At 67.7% G+C, this 24,747-nt stretch carries 19 protein-coding genes; 7 read left to right on the forward strand and 12 right to left on the reverse strand.

Annotation, left to right across the window (positions count from 1 at the left end; all coding sequences use genetic code 11):
* Nucleotides 1-43: 43 nt before the first annotated feature.
* Together JQ639_RS14135 and JQ639_RS14140 are read right to left on the reverse strand one after the other, a co-directional pair.
* Nucleotides 44-895 carry a protein-L-isoaspartate O-methyltransferase family protein gene (locus tag JQ639_RS14135; RefSeq protein ID WP_211967109.1) on the reverse strand — a complete coding sequence of 284 codons (852 nt, stop codon included), beginning with the start codon at nucleotides 893-895 and terminating at the stop codon, nucleotides 44-46.
* Nucleotides 896-1,030: 135 nt separating this feature from the next.
* Complete coding sequence (locus JQ639_RS14140) at nucleotides 1,031-1,354, reverse strand: hypothetical protein (RefSeq protein ID WP_371745091.1); 324 nt, start codon at nucleotides 1,352-1,354, stop codon at nucleotides 1,031-1,033.
* A gap of 285 nt (nucleotides 1,355-1,639) precedes the next feature.
* Between JQ639_RS14140 and JQ639_RS14145 the strand changes: the two genes are divergently transcribed.
* The 4 genes from JQ639_RS14145 (at nucleotide 1,640) to JQ639_RS14160 (ending at nucleotide 7,608) form a co-directional block, all read left to right on the forward strand.
* Entirely contained in the window at nucleotides 1,640-2,431 is a 792-nt protein-coding gene (locus tag JQ639_RS14145; RefSeq protein ID WP_211967108.1) for a L,D-transpeptidase, read from the forward strand.
* 172 nt (nucleotides 2,432-2,603) lie between these two features.
* On the forward strand, nucleotides 2,604-4,025 hold the full coding sequence (locus JQ639_RS14150) for an MBOAT family O-acyltransferase (protein ID WP_211967107.1): 1,422 nt from the start codon (nucleotides 2,604-2,606) through the stop codon (nucleotides 4,023-4,025).
* A 1-nt stretch (nucleotide 4,026) separates the two neighbouring features.
* Entirely contained in the window at nucleotides 4,027-5,073 is a 1,047-nt protein-coding gene (locus tag JQ639_RS14155; protein WP_211967106.1) for a hypothetical protein, read from the forward strand.
* Nucleotides 5,074-5,274: 201 nt separating this feature from the next.
* A complete protein-coding gene (locus tag JQ639_RS14160) occupies nucleotides 5,275-7,608 on the forward strand; it encodes a Tex family protein (protein ID WP_283811642.1) in 2,334 nt (777 codons plus the stop codon).
* Nucleotides 7,609-7,956: 348 nt separating this feature from the next.
* On the opposite strand, the gene tcuB is transcribed toward JQ639_RS14160, so the two are convergent.
* The 8 genes from tcuB to JQ639_RS14200 are packed head-to-tail and all read right to left on the reverse strand — an operon-like array spanning nucleotide 7,957 to nucleotide 16,313.
* Complete coding sequence (gene tcuB, locus JQ639_RS14165) at nucleotides 7,957-9,105, reverse strand: tricarballylate utilization 4Fe-4S protein TcuB (protein WP_211967104.1); 1,149 nt, start codon at nucleotides 9,103-9,105, stop codon at nucleotides 7,957-7,959.
* An 8-nt stretch (nucleotides 9,106-9,113) separates the two neighbouring features.
* Entirely contained in the window at nucleotides 9,114-10,559 is a 1,446-nt protein-coding gene (gene tcuA / locus JQ639_RS14170; protein ID WP_211967103.1) for an FAD-dependent tricarballylate dehydrogenase TcuA, read from the reverse strand.
* Nucleotides 10,556-11,374: an IclR family transcriptional regulator gene (locus tag JQ639_RS14175; protein WP_211967102.1), complete on the reverse strand. Its 819-nt coding sequence runs from the start codon at nucleotides 11,372-11,374 to the stop codon at nucleotides 10,556-10,558. The genes tcuA and JQ639_RS14175 overlap by 4 nt, the downstream gene beginning before the upstream one ends.
* On the reverse strand, nucleotides 11,371-12,303 hold the full coding sequence (locus JQ639_RS14180; protein ID WP_211967101.1) for an NAD(P)-dependent oxidoreductase: 933 nt from the start codon (nucleotides 12,301-12,303) through the stop codon (nucleotides 11,371-11,373). Before JQ639_RS14180 ends, JQ639_RS14175 begins: the two co-directional genes overlap by 4 nt.
* Complete coding sequence (locus tag JQ639_RS14185) at nucleotides 12,300-13,760, reverse strand: aldehyde dehydrogenase (RefSeq protein ID WP_211967100.1); 1,461 nt, start codon at nucleotides 13,758-13,760, stop codon at nucleotides 12,300-12,302. Before JQ639_RS14185 ends, JQ639_RS14180 begins: the two co-directional genes overlap by 4 nt.
* A gap of 38 nt (nucleotides 13,761-13,798) precedes the next feature.
* Nucleotides 13,799-15,022 (reverse strand): ABC transporter substrate-binding protein, encoded by a 1,224-nt coding sequence (locus tag JQ639_RS14190; RefSeq protein ID WP_349644714.1) that lies wholly within the window; start codon nucleotides 15,020-15,022, stop codon nucleotides 13,799-13,801.
* A 20-nt stretch (nucleotides 15,023-15,042) separates the two neighbouring features.
* Nucleotides 15,043-15,900 (reverse strand): alpha/beta fold hydrolase, encoded by an 858-nt coding sequence (locus tag JQ639_RS14195; RefSeq protein WP_211967099.1) that lies wholly within the window; start codon nucleotides 15,898-15,900, stop codon nucleotides 15,043-15,045.
* Nucleotides 15,897-16,313 (reverse strand): hypothetical protein, encoded by a 417-nt coding sequence (locus JQ639_RS14200; RefSeq protein ID WP_211967098.1) that lies wholly within the window; start codon nucleotides 16,311-16,313, stop codon nucleotides 15,897-15,899. The genes JQ639_RS14195 and JQ639_RS14200 overlap by 4 nt, the downstream gene beginning before the upstream one ends.
* Before the next feature lie 173 nt (nucleotides 16,314-16,486).
* On the opposite strand from JQ639_RS14200, the gene JQ639_RS14205 reads away from it, so the two are divergent.
* The 3 genes from JQ639_RS14205 to JQ639_RS14215 all read left to right on the forward strand — a co-directional run bounded on the left by JQ639_RS14205 (nucleotide 16,487) and on the right by JQ639_RS14215 (nucleotide 19,284).
* Nucleotides 16,487-17,041 (forward strand): RrF2 family transcriptional regulator, encoded by a 555-nt coding sequence (locus tag JQ639_RS14205; RefSeq protein WP_211967097.1) that lies wholly within the window; start codon nucleotides 16,487-16,489, stop codon nucleotides 17,039-17,041.
* A 79-nt stretch (nucleotides 17,042-17,120) separates the two neighbouring features.
* Nucleotides 17,121-17,837: an NAD-dependent epimerase/dehydratase family protein gene (locus JQ639_RS14210; RefSeq protein ID WP_211967096.1), complete on the forward strand. Its 717-nt coding sequence runs from the start codon at nucleotides 17,121-17,123 to the stop codon at nucleotides 17,835-17,837.
* Nucleotides 17,838-17,976: 139 nt separating this feature from the next.
* Nucleotides 17,977-19,284: an NAD(P)/FAD-dependent oxidoreductase gene (locus JQ639_RS14215; protein ID WP_211967095.1), complete on the forward strand. Its 1,308-nt coding sequence runs from the start codon at nucleotides 17,977-17,979 to the stop codon at nucleotides 19,282-19,284.
* A gap of 428 nt (nucleotides 19,285-19,712) precedes the next feature.
* Here JQ639_RS14215 and JQ639_RS14220 read toward each other — a convergent pair whose 3' ends face one another.
* Complete coding sequence (locus tag JQ639_RS14220; RefSeq protein ID WP_211967094.1) at nucleotides 19,713-23,030, reverse strand: carboxyl transferase domain-containing protein; 3,318 nt, start codon at nucleotides 23,028-23,030, stop codon at nucleotides 19,713-19,715.
* Nucleotides 23,023-24,741 carry an AMP-binding protein gene (locus JQ639_RS14225; RefSeq protein ID WP_211967093.1) on the reverse strand — a complete coding sequence of 573 codons (1,719 nt, stop codon included), beginning with the start codon at nucleotides 24,739-24,741 and terminating at the stop codon, nucleotides 23,023-23,025. Before JQ639_RS14225 ends, JQ639_RS14220 begins: the two co-directional genes overlap by 8 nt.
* Nucleotides 24,742-24,747 lie beyond the last annotated feature (6 nt).

Raw genomic sequence — 24,747 nt, forward strand, 5'->3', positions numbered from 1 at the left:
CCCAACGCTCTGACACAGAAGGCTGCGGCTTCTGCCGACAGCCCTATGCCGCGCCGTCGAGCGCAGCCGCCGAGAACCACACCTGCGGATAGACCGCGACCGCCGAAGCGTCGGGAGCGCGATCGCGCGTCAGCCACAGCGACGCGACCGCCGTGGCTTCGGCGCGGCTCGGCACCCGGAGCGAGCCGGCGGCATCCGATGCACCGCTGCACGGGATGAACCAGGCGCCTCCGAGGACCTTTGCCGCAAAACCATGCGCCGTGCGTGTCACCAGCACGGCAAGACCGACGGCCTCGGACGGACGCCAGGGAAAGATCATCCGCCCGCCGGGCTGCAGCGCCTCCAGCCAGGACGACGGCGGCGCCACCACGCCGGCATTGACATAGATCAGGTCCGATGGTGGCGGCGGCAGCACGGTGGCATCGCCGGTGACGACGCTGACGCCATCGAATGGCGCGAGGTTGAGGCGTGCCGCCGCGGCGAGCCGGTCGTCGAATTCGAAGGCGTTGACGCGCCCGCCCGGCAGCACCAGCATGGCGAGCAGTGCGGTGTAGTAGCCGGTGCCGGCGCCGATCTGGCAGACGGTCTCGCCGGATTTCGGCGCCACGGCACCGAGCCAGCCCGCATGCAGAAACGGCTCGCCATTGTTGATTCCCTTTGGACGGTCGAGCACCACCAGCACGTTCTGGCAGAGAAGAATGGGGTCAGCGCTCGGCGTCTCGACGATGGCGCCGTTCGGCACCATGATCTGCCATGGTCCGGGACCAACGAAGGCTTCGCGCGGCACGCTTTCGAACACCCGTGCGAACCGCGGGTCCGCGGCGCCGCCGGCAGCGGCCATCATCGCGGCATAGAACACGCGCGCCTCCTCGAGGCGCCGGTCACGACGAGACATTGTCCCACCTGTCTTGGTGCCACCTGTCCTGATCCCGGCTGATCCGATGGTCAACCGTCGCGCGCGCAGGCCTGACAAGGAAAATCCGCCGCGCGAGGCGCGGCGGACCGAACATCGCGCCAGAACGTGACGCGATCAATAATGCCGGTGATGGCGGTGACGACGATGATAGGAGCGGTACGCCCGGCGGTCGGGAATGCCGAGCACGCCCTTCACGCCCCCGACGACGCCCCCGACACCGGCGCCGACCGCGCCGCCCACCACACCGCCGACCGGTCCGGCCGCGCGATTACCCCGCCGCGCGCCTTCCTCGGCGCCGCCGACGATGCCCTGCGCATGGGCGAGATGGGGTATCGCAAGCAGCGCAAGCGCCGACAACGCGGCCAACAGATGCAGCCTGAACGGCATCGGCTGGCTGACGGCAGTCCTGGCGGCCTGCGGTACGGTCACATTCTTCATGTCTTCGGCTCCCTCAAGTCATCGGAATGCCACGACAACGCCATCGGGAACCAAAGGTTTCACAGGACCGTGCGAAAGGCGCCCGCACCTTTCACCGCACCTTCAAACGGTGGTGAATAACCATTCACGGCGATGATCGGCCGGGCGGCTGGAACCAAAACGGGCTTTCGTGCTTTAATAGCGCTGGGTGGTGGCAGGCAGGCAGACAAGCACAATCAGGCCGCGCGCCTGGAGGCCAGTATGAGTACGCATCACCGAGTGTCCCGTCACCGAGTATCCCGCCCGATGTCCCCTTTCCGCTGTCTTCTGTCCCTCAGCATTTTCGGTTCTGCCCTGATCGTGGCGAGCGCCTCGGCGCAGGCCGCGGTGCAGATCACGATCGACAAGAGCAACCAGCAGATGACCGTCGCGGTCGACGGCGTCGCGCGCTACACATGGCCGGTGTCCAGCGGCGTCCCCGCCCACGAGACGCCGAACGGCACCTTCCGCGCCTTCCGGATGGAAGCGGACCACTATTCCAAGGAGTGGGACGACGCGCCGATGCCGCACTCGATCTTCTTCACCAAGATGGGCCACGCCATTCACGGCACCGATTCGGTGCGCCGACTCGGCTCGCCGGCATCGCATGGCTGCGTTCGGCTGTCGCGCGACAACGCCTCGACGCTCTATGCGCTGGTCGAAAAGGAAGGGGTGCTCAACACTACCGTCACCCTGACCGGTTCGTCGGAGACCGCAATCGCTCGCGGCCGTAACGGCGAGAGCGGCACGGCTGTCGCAAGCTCGCGCCGCGCCGCGCCAGGTGAGCCGGTGCAGATCGCGCCACGCGCCACCGCGCGCAACACCGACGGTCTCGACAATGCGCCGGAGGTCTATGTCGACCAGTATGGCCGGCCGGTCACCGTCAGCCGCGGCTACGCCACCGACGCCTACGGCCGCCGCGTCTACCAGCCGCGCCAGCAGTATCAGCAGCAATACCAGCGCGGTTACGAAGAGGCCGATGCCTACGGCCAGCAGTACTATGCCCGCCCGGCCCAGCCGCGCTCGCAATTCTTCTACTACAATTACAACCAGTACTGATCGCCTGCCACGCTGCGGCGCGGCTGGCGTCTTTCCCGGATGGTAACTGCAGGATGACACCTCATGGCGTCGTCCGGCATGGCTGACCGGCGCTCTCTCATACCACCGGTCATATTGACGGCGGCGCCGGAAATGTGGCTTTGGGGATTGGCCGGAGACCCAAAGCCCGACCATGCTGTTCGTCACCAGAGAATTCTTCCTTGGTTTTCTCCCGATCGTCCTTGCGGCCTTCCATCTTTCGCTGGCCGCGGGATGGCGCCGGCTGCTGGTGCCGATCCTGCTGGTCGCCTCCGTGGTGTTCTACGCCTGGGGCAATCCGGCGGAGACGCCGATCCTCGTCGTCTCGATCCTGGTCAACTATCTCAGCGGCCGCGCGCTGGTCGACCTCGGCCTCAGCCCCGCCCGCCGCAAAGCGGTGTTCATCGCCGCACTGGTGTTCGACCTCGGCATGCTCGGGGTGTTCAAGTACACCAATTTCGTGCTCGACAACCTCAGCTGGCTGTTCGAGCTGCCGCCACGGCACATCGACATCGCCCTGCCGATCGGCATCTCCTTCTACACGTTCACCCAGATCGCCTTCCTCGCCGACATCTACGCCAACGGCCAGCGCCAGCGCGACATCGCCAGCTACGGCCTGTTCGTCACCTACTTCCCCCACCTCGTCGCCGGCCCGATCATTCACTGGCGCGAGGTGATGCCCCAGTTTCAGTCGCTGCGGCACAAGGACGGACTGGCGTTCGCCTCTTCCGCCTATGGCGCGTTCCTGATCGAAGGCATCTGCCTGTTCTCGATCGGCCTGATCAAGAAGCTGCTGGTCGCCGACCAGCTCAACGTTTTCGTCAATCTCGGCTACAAGACCATCGCGACCGCGCCGCTGGGCTTTGCCGACGCCTGGCTGCTCAGCATCGCCTACACGTTCCAGCTCTATTTCGACTTTTCCGGCTATGCCGACATGGCGGTCGGCCTGTCGCTGCTGTTCGGCGTGCGCATTCCCTACAACTTCAATTCGCCGTACATCGCGGTGTCGATCCAGGACTTCTGGCGGCGCTGGCACATGACGCTGTCGCGCTGGCTGCGCGACTATCTCTACATTCCGCTCGGCGGCAACCGCGGCGGCCCCGGCATGGTCTACCGCAACCTGTTCCTGACCTTCCTGCTCGGCGGTTTGTGGCACGGCGCCGACTGGACGTTCATCGCCTGGGGCGCGCTGCACGGCGCCGCCTGCTGCGTGCATCGCCTGTGGACCACCGCCGGCTACCGCCTGCCGCGGCTTCTCGCCCTCATCGTGACTTTCCTGTTCGTCAACATCACCTGGGTGTATTTCCGCGCCCCCGACCTCGCCACGGCCCATGCGGTGCTCAAGGCGATGGCGAGCCCGCAATGGGCAGCGCCCGCCGTGCTGTTCGCCACACCGCCGCTGCTCGCCGTCAGCGCCGCGCTGGTGTGGCTGTGCCCGAACAGCCAGGCGATCGCCGCGCTGGAATGGCGCGGCCGCGCCGCGCTGTCCGGCCTGCTCGCCGGCGCCGCCACCATCGTGGCGCTGATCGCGACCAACACCTCGATCCCGTCCCCGTTCATCTACTATAATTTCTGACGTGAAGACGCTCGCCACATTCCTGCTGTTCGCGATCGGAGGCGCCGCGCTCGCCGCACTGGCGAGCTTTGCCTCCTACGACGCGCTGACGGCGCACACCCGAAAGGTGCCGTTCTCCTATCCGCAGCTGCTGCTGGAGCGCGTCGAAGGGCCACGCATCGTCATCGACGCCGGCTCGAGCACGATGTTCGGCGTCGAGCCGGCGCTGATCGAGGCCGCCTTCCGCACCCCGGTGATCGACGTCGCCGACAATGGCAGCATCCCGCTCGACATGAAGATCTACCGGATGCTGCGCTACGCCCGCGCGGGCGACATCCTGATCGTGCCGCTGGAATGGGTGTACTACACCCGCGACATCGTCCCGCTCGACTTCATCGACAAGACGCCCAACGAATACGCCGCCTATTACGCCAGCCAGCCGGGGCTGCAGCGGCTGATGTTCGCCGTGCAGCACGTGTCGCTGCACAACCTGTCCGACGCCGCACGCCTGTACATGCGTGAGAACCTGCTGCGCTCGAACTACCGCCAGATCCGCGACGAGCACGCGAAATGGCCGTACGGCGACCGCAAGGACGACCATCGGCGCCGTTCCTCGGTGGACAACATCTCCTGCGCCGACTACATCGCCGCCGCTGGCACCATGCCGCCGGTGGTGGAATGGGCCGCCGAAAAGCTCGCGGAGCTGCAGGCGAGCCGCGGCGTGCGCGTCTACCTGACCTGGCCGGCAGTCGCCGGCACGGATTGCTACAAGCTGACCGACGGCAAGCTGCCGATCGCCGAGGAGGCGCGGGCCATCTTCGGTCGCCATGGCATCGCCGTGGTCGGCGACGTCGCCGATTCGCTGTTCGCACCCGCGCACATGCTCGACACCTACTATCATGTCGACAGCAGCGCCGCCCGCGTCCGCACCGAGCGGCTGATCGGCCGGCTGCGCGACGGCGGCCTCAAGGCGGCCGCGGAGACGCTGCCGTCCACGCCGACGCTCGCCGACAAGGCCCTGCGCAGCCTCGAGGCGACGATGGATCCGCGCGACGCGGTGTTCCCGTAAGCCGTTCCACCGGCTGCGCTTTTATGGCAGCCCTGGGCCCGTTCCATGTCCATCCCCGGGCGGCCAATTCACAGAAACTTTTTCGAATCGTGACGGGTTGATGAATCGCCCTCCGATGGCCATAAGCGCTTCTCTGGACGCTGCGGGAGGCCCTTTGCCGACGCCTGCAGCCGGCCCTCTATCGGAATGACAGGTGCGCGCTTGGCCAATACCATCTTCAAACGGATCGCAGACGAACTCAGCATTCGCGAGCAGCAGGTGGAGGCCACCGTCGGCCTGCTCGACGGCGGCGCCACGGTTCCTTTCGTCGCCCGTTACCGCAAGGAGATCACCGGCGGCCTCGACGACACGCAGCTGCGCACGCTGGAAGAGCGGCTCGGCTACCTGCGCGAGATGGAGGACCGCCGCGCCGTGATCCTCAATTCGATCCGTGAACAGGGCAAGCTCGACGCCGCGCTCGAAGCGCAGATCATGGCCGCCGACAGCAAGGGCCGCCTCGAGGATATCTACCTGCCGTTCAAGCCCAAGCGCCGCACCAAGGCCGAGATCGCCAAGGAAGCCGGCCTCGAGCCGCTCGCCGACCAGTTGCTCACCAAGCCGGAAAACAACCCGCAGGACGCCGCTGCAGCGTTCATCAATCCGGACAAGCAGGTCGCCGACACCGCCGCGGCGCTCGACGGCGCCCGCGCCATCCTGGTCGAGCGCTTCGCCGAGGATGCCGACCTGATCGGCGCACTGCGCGAGCAGATGTGGGCGAACGGCATCTTCTCGTCCAAGCTGCGCGACGGCAAGAAGGAAGCCGGCGCCAAGTTCAGCGATTATTTCGAATTCAGCGAGCCGCTGCACAAGCTGCCGTCGCACCGCATCCTGGCGCTGTTCCGCGGCGAGAAGGAAGAGATCCTCGACCTGCAGATCGATCCGGAAGCGCCGTCACCAACGCCGACCACCGTATCGTCCTACGAGCTTCGCATCGGCCAGCGCTTCGGCATCGCCGACCGCGGCCGCCCCGGCGACAAGTGGCTGAGCGAGACCGTGCGCTGGGCGTGGCGCACCAAGATCCAGATCCATCTCAACGTCGACCTGCGCATGCGGCTGTGGACCGCCGCCGAGCAGGAGGCGGTGCGGGTGTTCGCCTCCAATCTGCGCGATCTCCTGCTCGCCGCGCCCGCCGGCACCCGCGCCACCATGGGGCTCGATCCGGGCTATCGCACCGGCGTCAAGGTCGCCGTGATCGACGCCACCGGCAAGGTCGTCGACACCACCGCGATCTTTCCGCACGAGCCGCAGCGCCGCTGGGACGAGGCGCTGGCGATTCTCGCCAACCTCTGCCGCAAGCACAAGGTCGAGCTGATCGCGATCGGCAACGGCACCGCGTCGCGCGAAACCGACAAGCTCGCCACTGAGCTCGTGCGCAACATGGCCGAGCTGAAGATGACCAAGATCGTCGTGTCGGAAGCCGGCGCGTCGGTCTACTCGGCCTCCGCCTTCGCCTCGCAGGAACTGCCCGACCTCGACGTCACGCTGCGCGGTGCGGTATCGATCGCCCGCCGCCTGCAGGACCCGCTCGCCGAGCTCGTCAAGATCGACCCGAAGTCAATCGGCGTCGGCCAGTACCAGCACGACTTGTCCGAGTCCAAGCTGTCGCGCTCGCTCGACGCCGTGGTCGAAGACTGCGTGAACGCGGTCGGCGTCGACGCCAACACCGCCTCGGCGCCGCTGCTGGCGCGGGTGTCGGGCATCGGCGCCGGCCTTGCCCAGAGTATCGTCGACCACCGCAACGCCAAGGGCCCGTTCGCCTCGCGCAAGGACCTCAAGGACGTGCCGCGCCTCGGCCCCAAGGCGTTCGAGCAGTGCGCCGGCTTCCTGCGCATCCCCAATGGCGACGATCCGCTCGACGCCTCGGGCGTGCATCCGGAAACCTATCCGGTCGTTCGCCGCATCCTCGAGGCCACCAAGAGCGACATCAAGGCGGTGATTGGCAACGCCACCGTGCTGCGCACGCTGAAACCGCAGGCGTTCGCCGACGAGACCTTCGGCGTGCCGACCGTCACTGACATCCTGCGTGAGCTGGAGAAGCCGGGACGCGACCCGCGCCCGGTGTTCAAGGCCGCGACCTTCGCCGACGGCGTCGAGACGCTCAACGACCTCAAACCCGGCATGATCCTGGAGGGCTCGGTGACCAACGTCGCCGCGTTCGGCGCGTTCGTCGACATCGGCGTGCATCAGGACGGCCTCGTCCACATCTCTGCGATGTCGCGCACCTTCATCAAGGACCCGCGCGAGGTGGTGAAGCCCGGCGACATCATCAAGGTCAAGGTGCTGGAGGTCGACGTGCCGCGCAAGCGCATCTCGCTGACGCTGCGCCTCGACGACGAACTCGGCGCCAAGAGCGAACGTGGCGCTGCTCCGATGTCGCGCGGCCAGGCCAAGCACATGACCTCGCAGGCGCCGCGCAAGGCCGGCAAGCCGGACACCGGCGGTGCCCTCGCCGACGCGCTGCGCGCCGCCATGAGCAAGTCCCAGCCGCCGCGCTGACCCCTGCTCCCTCCCGAATATCGAAAGCCCGGATGCCTCGCGCATCCGGGCTTTTTTCATGGATTCGAGAGCGGCAAAGTCTCCGGACCTCCTCATGGTGAGGAGCGCGGCAAAGCCGCGCGTCTCGAACCATGAGGCCAGGGAGCCGCAGCATGCGGGCCTCATCCTTCGAGACGCGGGCTGCGCCTGCTCCTCAGAGCCTGACCGAAAATGTCATCACCGGCCTCACTGTTGGTCGTCGCCGGGCTTGTCCCGGCGACCCCGATAAGGAAGGCACTGCGTCCCTAAGCGGGGTGGCCGGGACGAGCCCGGCCACGACAGAGAAAAACCGGAAGCGCGGTCATTTCGTCAGCCACCACCCGCCGACACCATCTCCCGCCGCCGTTCGCCGGCGTACTTCACCAGGGCGCCGAAGCGGTAGAGGCCGTGCACGAACTTCGAATAGGGCATGGTGACGAAGAAGCCGAACACGAAGCCGAGATGCAGCGCCAGCAGCGTGCCCATCGCCGGCGTCGCGCGCAGCACGAGCAGCAACAGCCCGGTGAGACCGGTGAGGAACAGCATGGCGATGAAGCCGGTGTCCATGCCCCGGCGGCTGGCGTCGACCATCGCCGGATCACGCTTCTGCCTGGCGCGCCACAGCCCGATCGGGCCGATCACAAGGCCGATTCCGCCGAGCGTGCCCAGCACCACCGGGAGATCGTAAACCGCATAGGGCGCGTGCCAGCCAAAGGCATAAGCATAGATCGTGGCAACGCTGGTCGAGGCAAAGCACAACCCGAAGCCATAGAATGTCAGGTGATGAAACAGCCGGCGGTTGTCGGTCGGCTTTTCATCAGTGTTCATGCAGCCGACACCGCCGCCATCGAGATAGCGCAGCTGTGCCGCATCCCTGACCGCCTGCCAGAACGCCGGCACGCTGCCGTCGTCGCGGCCGGCGATGTCGGTCCAGAAACGGCGGAAGCCCATCACCAGGGCGACGATCGCATAGACGAAGGCGACGACGAACACAACCACCATCGCGTCATGCGGCATGATGCGATAGAACGCGCCGGAGCCGACATGGCTGCCGAACATCACCCGCGGATCGTTGAACGCCATCATCGCCGCGAAGAAGGCGCCGATGCTCAGCGCCATCACGAGGCTGATGGTCAGGCCGTTGCGGCGGAACGCGCCGCCGAGGAAGGGCGGCCAGGCGTAGGCGGCATAGGAGTCATTGCGCACCGCCGCCAGCGTCTGCGGCACGTTGACCGCGAATTCGTGCGGCGGCGAGAACTGGCAGTCGTAGTAGCAGGCGCCGCAGCTGTGGCAGAGATTGGCGAGATAGTTGAGGTCGCCGCCCCCGAACTCGCGCCGCAGCTCCATGGCCGGGAATACGGCGCACAGCCCCTCGCAATAGCGGCAGGAGTTGCACACGGTCATCAGCCGTTCGGCTTCGGCCTGGTTCGCGGTGAGAAGGGAAGCGCCGTGATCCGGGCGAGAGGTGATGTCGAGCATGGTGCGCCTCAGTTCCGAACCGTTTTTGCGGCAGTTTGGCCGGCGATCCGGCCGAACACGCTGCCGATGGTCATGCCGATGCCCGCGGCATAGCCGCGGCCGAGGACATTGCCGGCCATGATCTCGCCGGCAGCGAACATGTTGGCGGCAGGCTTGCCGTCCTGCATCAGCATGCGCGCCTCGCGGTTCACGCGGGTGCCGAGATAGGTGAACGTGATGCCGGGGCGCACCGGATAGGCATAGAACGGTGCGGTATCGATCGGCCGCGCCCAATGCGACTTGGGCGGCGACAGCCCTTCGGTGCGGCAGTCGTCGAGCACGGTGTGGTCGAAGGTGCCGGGCACCACCGCGGCGTTGAAGCCATTGATCGTCGCGTCCATCCGCTGCGGATCGAGGCCGAGCTTGCCGGCGAGTTCGGCAATGGTCGGCGCGCTGATCGGTGGATAGAGCGAGGGCATGAACGACGTCAGCGATCTGGCGTCGAACACGATGTAGGCGATCTGGTCGGGCTGGCCGGCGACGAGGCGTCCCCAGATCGCATAGCGCTTGGGCCAGAAATCCTCGCCCTCGTCATAGAAGCGCTCGGCGACATTATTGAGCACGACGCCAAACACCACGCAGTCGAGCCGGGTGATGATGCCGCCGTCGAAGCGCGGCGCGCGCGCATCGATCGCCACCGCATGACACTGGGTGGGATCGCCGACCGCCTGCACGCCATTGTCGAGCAGCATGCGCAGCACGGTGCCACGATTATAAGGCGTGCCACGAATCAGGAAATTGTCGGCGACGTCGCCCCAGTACTGCTTGAGCATGGCGATGTTGGCCTCGAAGCCGCCGGCAGCTGCGACCAGCGCGCCAGCACGCACCATCTCGACGTGGCCGTTCACGCGCACCTCGGCGGACAGGAACATGCCGTCCTCGATCGCGAGGTCGACGACCTCCGCGTCATAGGCGACCTCGACACCGAGCTCTTCGGCCGTCCGGTACAGCGCGTTCAGCATCGAGCGGCCGCCACCAAGGAAGAACGAGTTGGTGCGGCCGAGGCTGAGGGTGCCGCCGAGCGAGGGCTGGAAGCGCACGCCCTGCTGTTCGATCCAGCCGAGCATGTCCTTGGACTGCGCAATCATGAAGCGCGCCAGGTCCTCGTCGGTGTGCCCCTGCGTGACACGCTTGAGATCGTCCCAGAACTCATCCTCGGTATAGGGACCGGTGAGATGCTGCGTGGCGCTGTCGTGGGCGCAGCGCATGTTACGGGTGTGGCGGGTGTTGCCGCCGCGGTAGAACTTCGGCGCCGCCTCCAGCACCAGCACGGACGCGCCGAGCCGCCGTGCGCTGATCGCCGCACACAACGCCGCGTTGCCGCCGCCGATCACCAGCACGTCGAAACGACGCGAAAAATCCAGCGCCGCTGCCGCGGCCGCGCTCGCGCCTGCCAAAGCCGCCGCCGCTTTCATCTCTCCCTCCGCCGTGCAGTGCGCGTCGCCTGTTCCGCGGGTGCCGCGAACGGCGGCCAGACGCCGCCAAGGGCACGGGTCAGCTTCGCCGCGGCCGTGCCGACCGCCTGCCGCATGGTCTCGATCTCGTTCTCCCCGAAGCGCTCGCGAGGCCCCGACAGCGACAGCGCACCGATCAGCCGGCCATCCGGGCCGAACACCGGCGCGGACACCGCCGCACAACTTGGATCGCGTTCGCCGAGCGACAGCGCCCAGCCGTCGCGGCGAATGGCGTCGTAGCGCGCGCCGCGCTCGCCACCAAAGGCCAGGATCACCTGCCCTGCGGCGCCAGCGTGCAGCGGATAGAGCGAGCCGGCCTCGATGCGGTCGAGGGTCGAATGAGTGGAATTCACGCGAAGCAGACACAGACGGCTGCTCTGGTCCTGGCGAACATGGAAGGACGGGCTCTCGGTGCCCTGCGCCACCAGTTGCTCCAGCACCGGCATGACATGGCGATGCAGCGTGTTCTTGCGCTCGAACGCGGCGCCAAGGCGGAATGCGGCGGGGCCGAGGTCGTAGTGGCCATCGCCGAGCCGGGTGACATAGCCCTTGTCTTCCAGCGTCACCAGCAGGCGCAGGATCGTGCTCTTGTAGAAGCCGGTGTCGCGCGACAGATCCGCAAGACTGATCGGTGCGGCTGCGGCTTCCACCGCCGCGACGATCGACAATGCGCGCTCGACCGCGGCGACACCGCCGCCGTCCTTCTCCCTGTCGGGGGCCTTGTCCTTGCCCGATTGCTGGCCCGATTGCTTGCCCGATCCCGCTGCAGGGCTCACGCCGAAGTTCCTCCGTTGTCGTCGGCGGCCTTGTCCGGCTGCGCCGCGATCACCCGCGCCACCACCGGCCAGTACAGGTCGCCAAAGCCACTCTCGGCCGCACGCGCCAGCAGGCCATCGGCGGTCTCGGCGCCTGCGAGCGTGAGGCCGACCGATCTGGCGAGGTCCAGCGCGTAGCCGAGATCCTTGCGCGCATACTGCGTCGAGAACGCCCGCTCGGGGAAGGTGTCGACCAGCATCGCCTTCATGCCATGGTTGCGTAGCGCGAAGCTGTCGGCCGACCCCTTGGTCAACGTCTCGAACAGCACCTTGCCATCGAGGCCGGCGCGGCGCGCCGTCGCCAGCGCCTCGCCGAGCGCCACCACCGTCTCGACCAGCACCATGTTGTTCAGGATCTTGACAATCTGCCCGGCCCCGACAGGACCGCAATGGGTGATGTCGGTGGCGAGCGTCGCCAGCATCGGCCGGATCGCCTCATAGGTGGCTTCGTCCGCGCCGACCATGATGCTGAGCGTGCCGTCTTCCGCCGCCTGACGGGTGCGTGCAATCGGGGCGTCAGCATAGCGCGCGCCCTTGGCCGCGAAGCGCCCGGCGAGATCGCGCGTCAGATCGACCGGCGAGGTGCCGAGATCGACGATGGTGTGGCGGGCCCGCGCATGCGCCAGCAGGCCACCCTCGCCGCCGCACACCGCCTCGACATGGGCGCCGCTCGGCAGCGCCAGGAAGACCGTGTCGCACACCGACATGAGGTCGGCGAGGCTTGCGGCGCGCTCGACGCCGACCATCGCGAGACGCTGCAGCGGCGCGGCGTCGCGATCGAAGGCCGTCACCCGGACGTTGCCCTTGCGGGCGAGGTTGCGGCACATCGGCTCGCCCATGACGCCGAGCCCGATGAAGCCGACGCGGCGCGTGACAGGTGCTGATATCATGCGACACCTGTGGCGTCGGCGAGGCCAAAGTAGATGCTCTTGCTCTGCTGGTACAGACGCATGCCCTGAATTCCCTTCTCGCGGCCGAGGCCGCTGTGCTTGAAGCCGCCGAATGGCGCCGCGATGCTGAGCTGCTTGTAGGTGTTGATCCAGACCGTGCCGGCCAGGACCGCGCGCGCCACTCGCCACGCCTTGCGGTAATCGCCCGTCCAGACGCCGCAGGCAAGCCCGTAGACACTGTCGTTGGCCTGCGCGATCACGTCGTCCTCGTCGTCGAACGGCAGCACGCACAGCACCGGGCCGAAGATCTCCTGCCGGCACACGGTCGCGGCATTGTTAAGACCCGCAATGATGGTCGGCAGATAGAACGCCCCCGCCGCGAGCGCGTCGTCGTCCGGACGGCGGCCGCCGCTGACAATGGCGCCGCCCTCATCGCGCGCCGACTGCACGAAGCGCTCGACCCTCTCGCGATGCGGGAACGAGGCCAGCGGCCCCATGGTGGTGCCGGCCTGCGCCGGCAGGCCGACGCGCAAGGCTTCCGCCCGCGCGCGCAGCTTGTCGAGGAAGGGATCGTAAATTGCGCGCTGCACGAATAGCCGCGAGCCGGCGACGCAGGACTGCCCGGAGCCCTCGAAGATGCCGCCGGCGACACCGTCGACCGCGGCATCGAGGTCTGCATCGGCGAACACGATGTTCGGCGACTTGCCGCCCAGTTCCAGCGCCGAGGGGATCAGCCGGTCGGCGCACAGCCGCGCGATCGCCCGTCCCGTTTCGGTGCCGCCGGTGAACGACACCATGCCGACGGACGGATGCGTCACCAGCGCGGCCCCGGTGTCCACGCCGGTGCCGGTCAGAACGTTGAGCAGCCCCGGCGGCAGCCCGGCCGCAACAGCGATGGCGGCGATATCGAGGGCCGCGGTCGGCGTCACTTCGGACGGCTTGAGGACCACCGCGTTGCCGGCGGCGAGCGCCGGCGCCACCTTCTGCGCCTCCATGGTGAGCGGCGAGTTCCAGGGGGTGATCGCGGCGACCACGCCGATCGGCTCATGCACCGTCATCGACAGATAGTCGCCGCGCGGCGGCGTCAGCTCCGATTCCGTGGTCTCGCACACCGCCGCATAGTAGCGGTAGGTGGCGATCGCGCTCGCCACCTGCGCCCGGCACTCGGCGATGACCTTGCCGTTCTCCTGCATCTGGGTCGCCGCAAGGTCCTCGGCACATGCCGCCATGCCATCGGCAATGCGCGAGAGAATCCGCGCCCGCTCGTGCGGCCGCATGGTGCGCCACGCCGTCTGCCCGGCCGCTTCTGCGGCGATGCGCACCGCCGCATCGACGTCGGCGGCGCTTGCGGAGGTAAACTCGCCATTGCGCTGCCCTGTCGCGGGATCGATCGAGGCGAACAGCGGACCGGTGCCGGCGACGGGCTGGCCGCCGACGAAGTTTTGACGCGGATTCATGACAGCTCCAGACAGAGGACGTGCGACGTTGTGGTCGCTCAGCGCTTGACCAGCGGACACTCGCTCTCGCTGAGCGGGCGGAACGCCTGCTCGCCGGAAACGGAGGTGAGGATCTTGTAGTAGTCGTACTTGTACTGCGACTCCTGCGGCTTCTTGACCTGCACGAGGTACATGCGATGCAGAACGCGGCCGTCGGCACGGATCTCGACGTCCTTGTTGTACATGTCGTTGACCTTCATCTCGTGCATCTTGGCGGCGACCGCTGCGGTGTCGGTGGCGCCGGCGGCTTTCACCGCGGCGAGATAGTGATGCACGCCGCTGTAGACGCCGGCCTGCACCATGCTCGGCACCCGGCCGTCCATCTTCGCGAAGTAGCGCTTGCTCCAGGCTCGTGTCTCGTCGTCGAGATCCCAGTAGAACGAAGACGCGATCTGCAGCCCCTGCGTCGCCTTGAGGCCGAGGGCATTGACGTCGGTGATGAACACCAGAAGCCCGGCGAGACTCTGGCCGCTTTCGACGATGCCGAATTCGCTCGCCTGCTTGATCGCGGTCTGCACGTCGGCGCCTGAGGTGGCGAGGCCGACGACCTTGGCCTTGGAGCTCTGCGCCTGCAGCAGGAACGAGGCGAAGTCCGCGGTGCCGAGCGGATGCGCCGCCGAGCCCAGCACCTTGCCGCCCGCCGCATCGATGAAGCGCGTGGCGTCGCGCTGCAGCGCATGGCCGAAGGCGTAATCCGCCGTGATGAAGTACCAGCTGTTGCCGCCGGCCCTGGTCACCGCCTCGCTGGTCATCTTCGACAGCGCGTAGGTATCGTAAGTGAAGTGGAAGCTGACCGGCGAGCAGGCCTTGCCGGTGAAATCCGACGAGCCCGGGCCGCTGACGATGAAGATCTTGTTGCGCTGCCTGGCGACCTCGAGGATGGCGAAGCCGGCAGACGACGCCGCACCGTCAGCGATGACGTCAACGCCCTCGTTCTCGATCCACTTGCGCGCCGTCGCCGCGGCGATGTCCGGCTTGTTCTGGTGATCGGCGCTGATGATCTCGATCTTCTTGCCGAGAATCTCGTTGCCGAAATCCTCCGCCGCGAGCCTTGCGGCGGCGACCGAGCCGCGGCCACCATTGTCGGCAAACACGCCGGACTGATCGTTCAGCACGCCGATCTTGATCGTGTCGCCGGCGGCGCAGGCTGCACTCGCCCAGCCGCAGGCGGCGACGAGCGCCGCCGTGGCGGCCCACCGCCGCATGGTCCTGGTGTCAGTCACTTGGATGTCCCTCTGTGTTGTCAGGCTGTTTGTCGTTGGGCGATCTCCGCCAGCACCGGCGCGATATAGCGGCGGAACTGGGCAGGGTTCTCGCTCATGGGGAAGTGCCCGAGCTTCTCCATGATGGTCACTTGTGCGCCGGGGATGCTCGCCGCGGTGCGCAGCGTATCCTCGGGCGAGCAGGAGAAATCGTATTCGCCGGTCAGCAGATAGAGCGGACAGCGCGCGGGATCGATGCCACTGAGGCGGCCGCGCAGGTCGCCGTCGACCCGGTAGAAATAGAGGTCGCCCTTGAACACGCCGGGGCCGCCCTGCTTGTAGGCCCACAGCGTCTCGCGGCGCGTCGCATCCGGGCTCTGCGGCGCGACGAGACCGGACACCAGCGCGGCGCAGACCTCGCCGCCATGAACATCCGGACGGTTCAGCCAGTCGGCGTCGTACCAGGGCTGCTGGAAGTCAGCGGCCTCCAGCCCGATCAGCGCACGGAATTCGTCACCATGATCGTTGGCGAGGTTGAGCACGATGCGCCCGCCGATCGAGCAGCCCATCACCACAGGCCTGTCCAGCCCGAGCGCGCGGCAGAACGCACGAACGGTCCGTGCGTAGCTCGCGGTGGTCAGGCGATACTCGTCGCCTGCGAACGCTTCCGGCGGATTGGACTTGCCATGCCAGGGCAGATCGAAAGCGATGATGCGATAGGTCTGGACGAACTCCGGATCGGTCAGCAAGTGCCGCCATTGCCGGCCGTCGGAGCCTGCGGTGTGCAGGCAGACCAGCGGGATGCCGCTGCCGCTCTCCTCGAAATAGATGCGATGGTCGACGCCGTCGATGTCGACATGCACATAGCGGCCGACGATCGGCTCGATGATCGCGGTCATGCGGCCCCTCCCGGCATCCGCGCACGCGGCAGCGCCAGCAGATCCTTGAAGTACTGCAGGTGACAGAGGAACGGGTGCAGATCGCCCGACAGCGTCGCCTCGCCGCGCTTGGTCAGCGCCAGCAGATCGTGCCAGCCCGCTTTCGGCTCGGTCTCCCAGTAGGCCCGCCAAGCGCCTGCCGTCGCGGTGTAGCCGAAACGCCATGACGGCATCGGCCGCGAAGGCACCGTCATCTCCACGATGCGGCCGCGACGAATGGCAGCCAGGAACGGCTGCTCGACCGGCCCGAGCCAGCAGTCGACATCGAGCAGCTGCGCCCGCGCGATCAGGCGCGGCGCCGCCTCCAGCAGCGCGGGCAGCGTCGCGAACGTGCGCGCCACCACGGCATCCACCGCCTGCACATTTCCTTGCATCGCCTTCGCCCTCGCCGCAGATCGTTCTGTTAGATAGAACGATCGTTCTTTTTCTATTTCTACGACGTTGCCCTGCCCCGCGCAAGCCCCGCGGAGGCGGCCTCCTGCGAGGCGACGATCACGGCCGCATCCCGCGCTTGCCTTCTCAAACGCAGACTAATATAGTCCGCGTTATGGCGCACATCGGATCGAGCGTTGAATATGGCCTGCACTGCCTGCTGTGGCTGGTGGAGCCGCCGGAGACACCACCCAGCAGCCGCGATCTCGCGGAATTCCAGGGCGTGTCACCGTCATTCATGGCGAAGATCATGCCCAAGCTGGAGAAGGCCGGCTTCGTCGCTGCATCCGAAGGCATCCGCGGCGGCTATCGCCTCGCGCGATCGCCCGACAAGATCACGGTGCTCGACATCGTCGACGCACTGGAAGGACGCAAGCCGCTGTTCGACTGCCAGGAGATCCGCGGCCGCTGTGCGCTCTATGGCGGCAAGCCGCCGGCGCGCCAGCTCAACGGCGTGTGCAGCATCCATGCCCTGATGCTGCGCGCCGAGCAGAGTATGCGCGCCGAACTCGCCGGCACCACACTCGCCGATCTTGCGGGCGTGGTCGGGCGCAAGCTGCCGGCGGGCTTCGCCGCGCAGGTCCAGACCTGGTTCAGCGACCGGGCCGCCGCGCGCATCGAGGCGCGCGACGCGCCGGACACACCAGCACGCAAGCGCCGCCGACGCTAAGCCGGCGCCGCACCGCCAATCCACCGGCAACGATGCCGCGCATCTGGCGACGAAATCCCTCATCAACCAAGGCACAGACATGTCCCATCGCATCTTCCTCGCCGGCGCCGCCGGCGTCATCGGCCGCCGCCTGACCCCGCTGCTGCGCAGCGCCGGCCACACCGTGATCGGCACCACGCGCACGGCGCAAGGCGCCGACACGTTGCGCGCACTTGGCGCTGAGGCCGCTGTCGTCGACGTATTCGACGCCGACGCGCTGACCGGCGCCGCCGTCGCGGCAAAGCCCGACATCGTGATGCATCAGCTCACGGACCTCGCCATGCTGCACGATCCGGCAACGCGCGACGAAGCCGTGGCGCGCAACGCCCGCATCCGCCGCGAGGGCACGCGCAACCTGGTGCAGGCCGCGCACGCCGCCGGCGCGCGGCGGCTCGTGGCGCAGAGCATCGCCTGGATCTATGCGCCGGGCGCCCTGCCCCACACCGAGCAGGATCCGCTCGACACCAATGGCAGCGGACCGACGGCCGGCGCGGTCGCCGCGCTGGAGCAGCAGGTCCTCGACGCTGCGCCGATCGAAGGCGTCGTGCTGCGCTACGGCCTGTTCTATGGTCCCGGCAGCAACGATGCGCCCGTTCATCCGGTGGCCGTGCATGTCGACGCCGCGGCCCATGCCGCGCTGCTCGCCCTCGACCATGGCGCCGGCATCTACAACATCGCCGACGCCAACGATCAGGTCACCAGCGACAAGGCCCGCGCTGAGCTCGGCTGGCGCGCGGATTTTCGCCTGCCGTCCTGATGGGGATCCCGCCGGTGGCTGCGATCACAGATCGCAACCACCGGCTTCATGGCCACCGCGCGATTTTGATTGCGGACAGGTGCCATGCCCGGCCTACAATGCGACATCGTTCCGATGCCGCATTGACTGTCGTGTGCCCATGACCGCAAATCCGCAAGCATCCGCCATCCCGCCGCGCGCCGGCGGCCGCCACCGCGTCGTCATCGTCGGCGCCGGCTTCGGCGGCCTCGAACTGGTGCACCGCCTGCGTGGCGTGCCCGTCGACATCACCCTGATCGACCGCCGCAACCATCATCTGTTCCAGCCGCTGCTGTACCAGGTCGCGACCGCTTCGCTTGCGACCTCCGAGATCGCCTGGCCGATCCGCTTCCTCTTACGCGGCCGCCCCGAGGTGACAACGCTGCTCGGCACCGTCACCGGGATCGACAGTGCCGCACGCGCCGTGCAGCTCGACGACGGCAGCACGCTCCCCTACGACACGCTGGTGCTCGCCACCGGCGCGCGGCATGCCTATTTCGGCCACGACGAGTGGGAGCCGTTCGCCCCCGGCCTCAAGACGCTGGAAGACGCCACCACCGTCCGCCGCCGCATCCTGATGGCGTTCGAGCGCGCCGAGCGCGAGAGCGATCCGACGCGGCGCGCCGCCCATCTCACCTTTGTCATCGTCGGCGCCGGCCCGACCGGCGTCGAGCTCGCCGGCACAATCGCCGAACTGGCGCGCGTCACCATGCCGCCGGACTTCCGGAACATCGACACCCGCAAGACCCGCGTGCTGCTGATCGAAGCCGGGCCGCGCGTGCTCGCCGGATTTCCCGAGGATCTCTCGGCTTACGCCCAGCGCTCGCTGGAGAGCCTCGGCGTCGAGGTCGTGCTGGGGCAGCCGGTGTCGGAATGCTCCAGCGAAGGCGTCGTCTATGGCGGCCACAAGCTCGCCGCCAGCACCATCATCTGGGCGGCGGGCGTGCGCGCCTCGCCGGCGGCGGAGTGGCTCGGCGCCCCGGCGGACCGCGCCGGCCGCCTGCAAGTCCGCCCCGATCTCACCGTGCCCGATCATCCCGAGATCTTCGCGGTCGGCGACACCGTCACCATCGATAGCCCCGACGGCCGGCCCGTGCCGGGCATCGCGCCAGCGGCGAAGCAGCAGGGCGGCCATGTCGCGCGCACCATCGCGGCTCGGCTTCGCGGCGACAAGACGACGACGCCCTTCCACTACAAGCACGCCGGCAGCCTCGCCCAGATCGGCAAGAGTCTCGCGGTGATCGACTTCGGCCGCATCAAGCTGCGCGGCGCCATCGCGTGGTGGATCTGGGGCCTCGCCCACATCTACTTCCTGATCGGCGTGCGCAACCGCCTCGCCGTCGCCATGAACTGGCTGTGGATCCACACCCGCGACCAGCGTGGCGCGCGGCTGATCACACAAGGGCGCGACACGACCAAGCCGGGCTGAGCGGCGCCTCGTGCCTATCATCGCTATCGTCCGGAAGCGACCATCGTCTCTCCTCATCCTGAGGAGCCCGCGCAGCGGGCGTCTCGAAGGATGAGGCCCCGAGGAAGCGCCCCTCACACTGCGACCGCTCCCCTTGCTGCGTCATGCCCGGGCTCGTCCCGGCCATGACGGCTGAGAGTCAGTGGCCTCATGATTCGAGACGCGGCCCGCGGCCGCTCCTCACCATGAGGGGATCGCCAAAGCATCGGGGCCTTTAGTTCACCGTTGAGTCCGACCACACCCCCAGCGTCATCACCGGGCCGACGCGAAGCGTCGAGACCCGGTGATCCAGCTTAAAGAGATGCACGTCACGCCGCACACAAGCTGGATTGCCGGGTCAAGCCCGGCAATGACGCATTGGGTGTGGCCAACGCCTCCAACAAACGACTTCACCACGTATCCACACACGGCCGCTTTCGCCCGTCGCGGTGCGGCGGGCGCGGGGCCGAACGAAGACCGCGGATGACCCAGGCGCGGGTGTCGATGGGATCGATCACCTGGTCGATCTCGAGCACCGAGGCGATGTTGATCGCCTTGCCGTTCTCGTAAAACTTCGCGACCATGTCGCGGAAGAACTTGTCCCGCGCGACGGGATCGGCAATCGCCTCCATCTCCTTGCGGAAACCGAGCCGCACGGCCCCCTCGAAGCCCATACCGCCGAACTCGCCGGTCGGCCACGAGATGGTGAAGGTCTGGGCATGGAAGCCGCCACCGGCCATCGCCTGGGCGCCGAGGCCGTAGCCCTTGCGCAGCACGACGGTGAAATACGGCACCGTGATGCTCGCCGCGGTGACGAACATGCGCGAGACATGCCGCACCAGACCGGTCTTCTCCGCCTCCGGCCCGACCATGAAGCCGGGCGTGTCGCACAGTGACAGGATGGGGATGTCGAAGGCATCGCACAGCTGCACGAAGCGCGCCGCCTTGTCGCCGGCATCGGCGTCGATCGCACCGCCGAGATGCTTCGGATTGTTGGCGAGCAGGCCGAACGGCTGGCCTTCGATGCGGATGAACGCAGTGAGGATGCCGACGCCGAACTCCGGCCGCAGCTCCAGCACCGAGCCATGGTCGGCGACCGTGTCGATGACAGTGCGGATGTCATAGACGCGCAGCCGGTTCTCGGGGATCGCGCGACGCAGCAGGCGCTGGTCCGGCGCGGTCCAATCAGGGATCGGGCCCTGGAAGTACGATAGATACTTCTTCGCCGCCGCGATCGCCTCGCTTTCGTCCTCGACCAGCACGTCGACGACACCGTTCGGCACCTGGAACGACATCGGCCCGACTTCCTCGGGCCGGTAGACGCCAAGGCCGCCGCCCTCGATCATCGCCGGACCGCCCATGCCGAGCGTGGTATCCTTCGTGGCGATGATGACGTCGCAACAGCCGAGCAGCGCCGCATTGCCGGCGAAGCAGCGGCCCGACACGACGCCGACCAGCGGCACGAGGCCGCTCAGCTTGGCGAACTGGCCGAAGGTCGGCACGTCGAGACCGGTAACGCCGAGCCGCTCGGTGTCGCCGGGCCGGCCGCCGCCACCCTCGGCGAGCAACACGACCGGCGTGCGCAGCTCCTCGGCGAGCTTGAACATGCGGTCCTGCTTCTTGTGGTTGCGCTGGCCCTGCGTGCCGGCGAGCACGGTATAGTCGTAGGCCACCACCATGCAGCGCGCGCGGTCGGCGTCGAAGTGCCGGCCGTTGACGGTCGCGAGCCCCGATACGACGCCGTCCGCCGGCGTATTGCGGATGAGGTCGTCATGGGTGCGGCGGGCGCGCTGCGCGGCGAGCGCCAGTGAGCCGTACTCGATGAAGCTGCCGTCGTCGACCAGCGCGTCGATGTTCTCGCGCGTGGTGCGCTGGTTGGTCTTGCGGCGGCGCGCCACCGCATCGGGGCGGTTCTCGTCGAGCGTGAACGCCTGCCGGGCGATCATCTCGGCGAGATCGGGTCGGATGGCATCGAGATCCGCGACATGGTCGTCCGCCTCCACCGCGCCGTCGATCTCGGCGGGCTCGATGAAGACAATGGCGTCGTCCTTGGCGAGGGTATCGCCGACCTTGGCCGCAACGAGCCGCACCACACCGCCCTGCGTCGCCGCGACGAGGTGCTCCATCTTCATGGCTTCGAGCACCGCGATCTGCTGGCCCGGCCGCACCGTGTCGCCATCGGCGACGGCGATCGCGACGACCGTGCCCTGCAGGGGCGCGGGAACGCCGACCGTACCCGCAGGCGCGGTCGCCCGCGACGCCGTGGCTGCGGCATCCGCCACGCCGCCGGCGCCTGCAAAGAAGCGATGCGGATGCGCCGCCGCGGCCGCCTCCGCCAGCTCCGCCGCATGGGTCTCGACGAAGCGGGTGTTCACGCGGTTGGCGACGAACGCCTTGTTGGCGAGCAGCGCGTGGAGGAACGGCAAGTTGGTGGCGACGCCCTCGATCCGCGCCTCGCAAGCGGCGCGGTACGCCTTGCCCGCCGCCGCAGCGAAGTCAGGCGCCACCGAATGCACGATCAGCTTGGCCAGCAGCGAATCGAACGACGTGCCGGTGCGGTAGCCGGTATAGCCGAAGCTGTCGACACGCACCCCCGGCCCCGACGGCATGTCGAAGGCCGTCAGCGTGCCGCTCGCCGGCTGGGTGTTGCCGTCGCGATCCATGGTCTCCATGTTGACGCGCAGCTGGATGGCATAGCCGCGCGGCGCGGGCACCGCGCCCTGACCAAGGCCGAGCGCGGCCAGCGTCGCGCCGCCGGCGATGCGCAGCTGGGTCGCGACGAGATCGACGCCGGTCACCTCCTCCGTGACCGTATGCTCGACCTGCAGACGGGGATTGGCCTCAATGAAGGCGAAGAACGCGCCCTCCTCGGGATCGCCGGCATCGACCAGAAATTCGAAAGTGCCGAGGTTATCATAGGCTGCCGCCGCCGCGAGCTTGAGCGCCGCATCGGTGATGCGCTTGCGCTGCGCCGGCGACAGCGACGGACTCGGCGCGATCTCGATCAGCTTCTGGTTGCGGCGCTGGATGGTGCATTCCCGCTCCCACAGATGGCACACCGCGCCACCGCGGTCGCCGACCACCTGCACCTCGATATGGCGGGCATCCTCGACCAGACGCTCGACATAAACGGCGTCATCGCCGAAGGCAGCTTTGGCCTCGGAGCGGCAGCGCGCATAGGCCTCCGCGACATCGGCAGCCTGACGCACGGCACGCATGCCGCGGCCCCCGCCGCCGGACACCGCCTTGATCATCATGGCGCCGCCGCCAAGACTGTCGAAGAACGCCACCGCTTCGTCGAGCGTCGTCGGCCCGGTCGTGCCCTCGATCACCGGCACGCCGGTCTTCATCGCGAGCTTGCGCGCCGCGACCTTGTCGCCGAACAGCTCCAGCGCCGCCGGTGACGGTCCGACGAAGGTGATGCCGGCCTCAGCGGCGCGCCGCGCGAAGGTGGCATTCTCGCTGAGGAAACCGTAGCCGGGATGGATCGCATCGCAGCCGCTGTCGCGGGCGATGGCGATCATGCGGTCGATGTCGAGATAGGCCGCGGCACCTGCGCGCCCCAGTGGCTGCGCCTCGTCGGCCTTGCGGACATGCAGCGACAACGCGTCGTCGGCGGAATAGACCGCGACCGTGGCGATGCCAAGATCCGCCGCCGCGCGGGCGATCCGGATGGCGATCTCACCGCGGTTGGCGATAAGGAGCTTATTGAACACACGTTCACCCATGGAGCAACTGACCCAGTTCCTGCTTCTTGACCTTGCCCGTCGCCGTCATCGGCAGGGACTCGACGATGCGCACTTCCGGCACCTTGAACGCCGCCATGCGTTCACGGCACCAGTCCTCGATCGCTTTCGCAGTCGTCCCAGCGCCTGTCTCCGCATTGATCAGCACGAACGCCACCGGCACCTGGCCGCGCTCCTCGTCGGGACGCGGCACCACACCGGCCGCAGCCACCGCCGGATGCTGTCCCAGCAGCGCCTCGACCTCGCCGGGGAACACGCTCATGCCCTTGACCTTGATCATCTCCTTGCGGCGGCCGAGGTAGTGCAGATAGCCGTCCTCGTCGATCAGGCCAATGTCGCCGGAGTGCAGCCAGCCGTTGCGCAGGGTGTCGGCGGTCGCTTCCGGCTTGTTCCAGTAGCCCTTCAGCAGCGACGGCGTGCGGCAGCAGATCTCCCCCTCCGATCCCAGCGGCAGGATGGCGCCGGTGTCGAAATCGCAGATCTTGAACTCGGTGCCCGGCACCGGCAGGCCGACGAAGGTCGGCCGCGACTTCAGGTCGAAGTCGTCGTCCTGCATTCCGGTGGTGAAGCTGTCGGAGGTGTGGGTCTCGGTCATGCCCCAGGCCGACTCGGCGAGGATGGTGCCGACCTTCTCCTGCCAGCGACGGCGATAGTCGATGTTGAGCTTCTTGACGAACGACACCACCCGCACATTGGTCAGTGAACTGAAATCGTACTCGCCGAAGCGGGGATGGTCCATCAACTCCAGCGCGCCGTCGACCGGCATCGCCGTACTCGTCACCTTGTAGCGGTCGATCGCCGTCATGACAGCGACCGGATCCCAGCGCGTCAGCAGCACCAGCGTGGTGCCGCTGAACACCGGGAAGATGAGACACATGTTCTCGCCCGCAATCCAGAACTCGGGGAAGAAGCTCAGCGCGATCGAGGTGTCCGGCGGCGGCGCCAGCGAGGTGTTGGCCGCGACCGTATAGAGCATGTCGCGCTGGGTGTGGATGCAGCCCTTGGGCATGCCCGTGGTGCCGCCGGTGTAGTTGAGCGCGGCGACGTCATCGAGCGAGGCGCCCTCCGGGAACGATGGCGCCGCGATGGTCGCGAGCACCGGCATCATGTCGACGGCATCCGGACAGGCGATCTTTGCCCCCAGCGCCGCGGACGGTGCGGGGATCTCGGGCTTGCCCGGCATCACGTCGGCGAAGCTCGTGACGATGAGGCGGCGCAGCCGGGTATCGGCCATCACCTCGCGCACCACCGGCATCAACTGGTCGAGCGCGACGATAGTTTCCGAGCCGCAGTCCTTGACCTGGTAGCCGAGCTCGAACGCCTTCGATAGCGGACTGACCGGGCAATGCACCGCGCCGAGCTTGAGAATACCGAAGAACGCGATGTGGAACTGGGGACAGTTCGGCATGAACACCGAAACGCGGTCGCCCTTGCGCACGCCCTGCTGCGCCAGCAGCGTTGCGAACCGATCACTCTGGCGGTCGAGCTCGGCATAGGTCATGACCGCGCCGTAGAAAATCACCGCCGGCTTGGTCGGGCGCAACAGCGCCCAGGCCCGCAAATACTCGGTCAGCGGCTTCTCGCCATGGGGGTAGGCGATCTCGCGGGCGAGATCCTTCGGCCACGCCTTGGCGTAGAGGGTACGCAGGTTGGCCAGGTACGTTTCTTCTTGGATCGGTTGTTGCTGGGACATGCTTGA

The sequence above is a fragment of the Bradyrhizobium sp. U87765 SZCCT0048 genome, from assembly GCF_018131225.1.
In the GTDB taxonomy this organism is placed as follows: Bacteria; Pseudomonadota; Alphaproteobacteria; order Rhizobiales; family Xanthobacteraceae; genus Bradyrhizobium_A.

What these genes read in the sequence shown, in the direction of transcription:
- JQ639_RS14135 (WP_211967109.1), bottom strand. Translation starts at nt 895, where the DNA reads ATGTCTCGTCGTGACCGGCGCCTCGAGGAGGCGCGCGTGTTCTATGCC.
- JQ639_RS14140 (WP_371745091.1), bottom strand. Translation starts at nt 1,354, where the DNA reads ATGAAGAATGTGACCGTACCGCAGGCCGCCAGGACTGCCGTCAGCCAG.
- JQ639_RS14145 (WP_211967108.1), top strand. Translation starts at nt 1,640, where the DNA reads ATGTCCCCTTTCCGCTGTCTTCTGTCCCTCAGCATTTTCGGTTCTGCC.
- JQ639_RS14150 (WP_211967107.1), top strand. Translation starts at nt 2,604, where the DNA reads ATGCTGTTCGTCACCAGAGAATTCTTCCTTGGTTTTCTCCCGATCGTC.
- tcuB (WP_211967104.1), bottom strand. Translation starts at nt 9,105, where the DNA reads ATGCTCGACATCACCTCTCGCCCGGATCACGGCGCTTCCCTTCTCACC.
- tcuA (WP_211967103.1), bottom strand. Translation starts at nt 10,559, where the DNA reads ATGAAAGCGGCGGCGGCTTTGGCAGGCGCGAGCGCGGCCGCGGCAGCG.
- JQ639_RS14180 (WP_211967101.1), bottom strand. Translation starts at nt 12,303, where the DNA reads ATGATATCAGCACCTGTCACGCGCCGCGTCGGCTTCATCGGGCTCGGC.
- JQ639_RS14185 (WP_211967100.1), bottom strand. Translation starts at nt 13,760, where the DNA reads ATGAATCCGCGTCAAAACTTCGTCGGCGGCCAGCCCGTCGCCGGCACC.
- JQ639_RS14195 (WP_211967099.1), bottom strand. Translation starts at nt 15,900, where the DNA reads ATGACCGCGATCATCGAGCCGATCGTCGGCCGCTATGTGCATGTCGAC.
- JQ639_RS14200 (WP_211967098.1), bottom strand. Translation starts at nt 16,313, where the DNA reads ATGCAAGGAAATGTGCAGGCGGTGGATGCCGTGGTGGCGCGCACGTTC.
- JQ639_RS14205 (WP_211967097.1), top strand. Translation starts at nt 16,487, where the DNA reads ATGGCGCACATCGGATCGAGCGTTGAATATGGCCTGCACTGCCTGCTG.
- JQ639_RS14210 (WP_211967096.1), top strand. Translation starts at nt 17,121, where the DNA reads ATGTCCCATCGCATCTTCCTCGCCGGCGCCGCCGGCGTCATCGGCCGC.
- JQ639_RS14215 (WP_211967095.1), top strand. Translation starts at nt 17,977, where the DNA reads ATGACCGCAAATCCGCAAGCATCCGCCATCCCGCCGCGCGCCGGCGGC.
- JQ639_RS14220 (WP_211967094.1), bottom strand. Translation starts at nt 23,030, where the DNA reads ATGGGTGAACGTGTGTTCAATAAGCTCCTTATCGCCAACCGCGGTGAG.
- JQ639_RS14225 (WP_211967093.1), bottom strand. Translation starts at nt 24,741, where the DNA reads ATGTCCCAGCAACAACCGATCCAAGAAGAAACGTACCTGGCCAACCTG.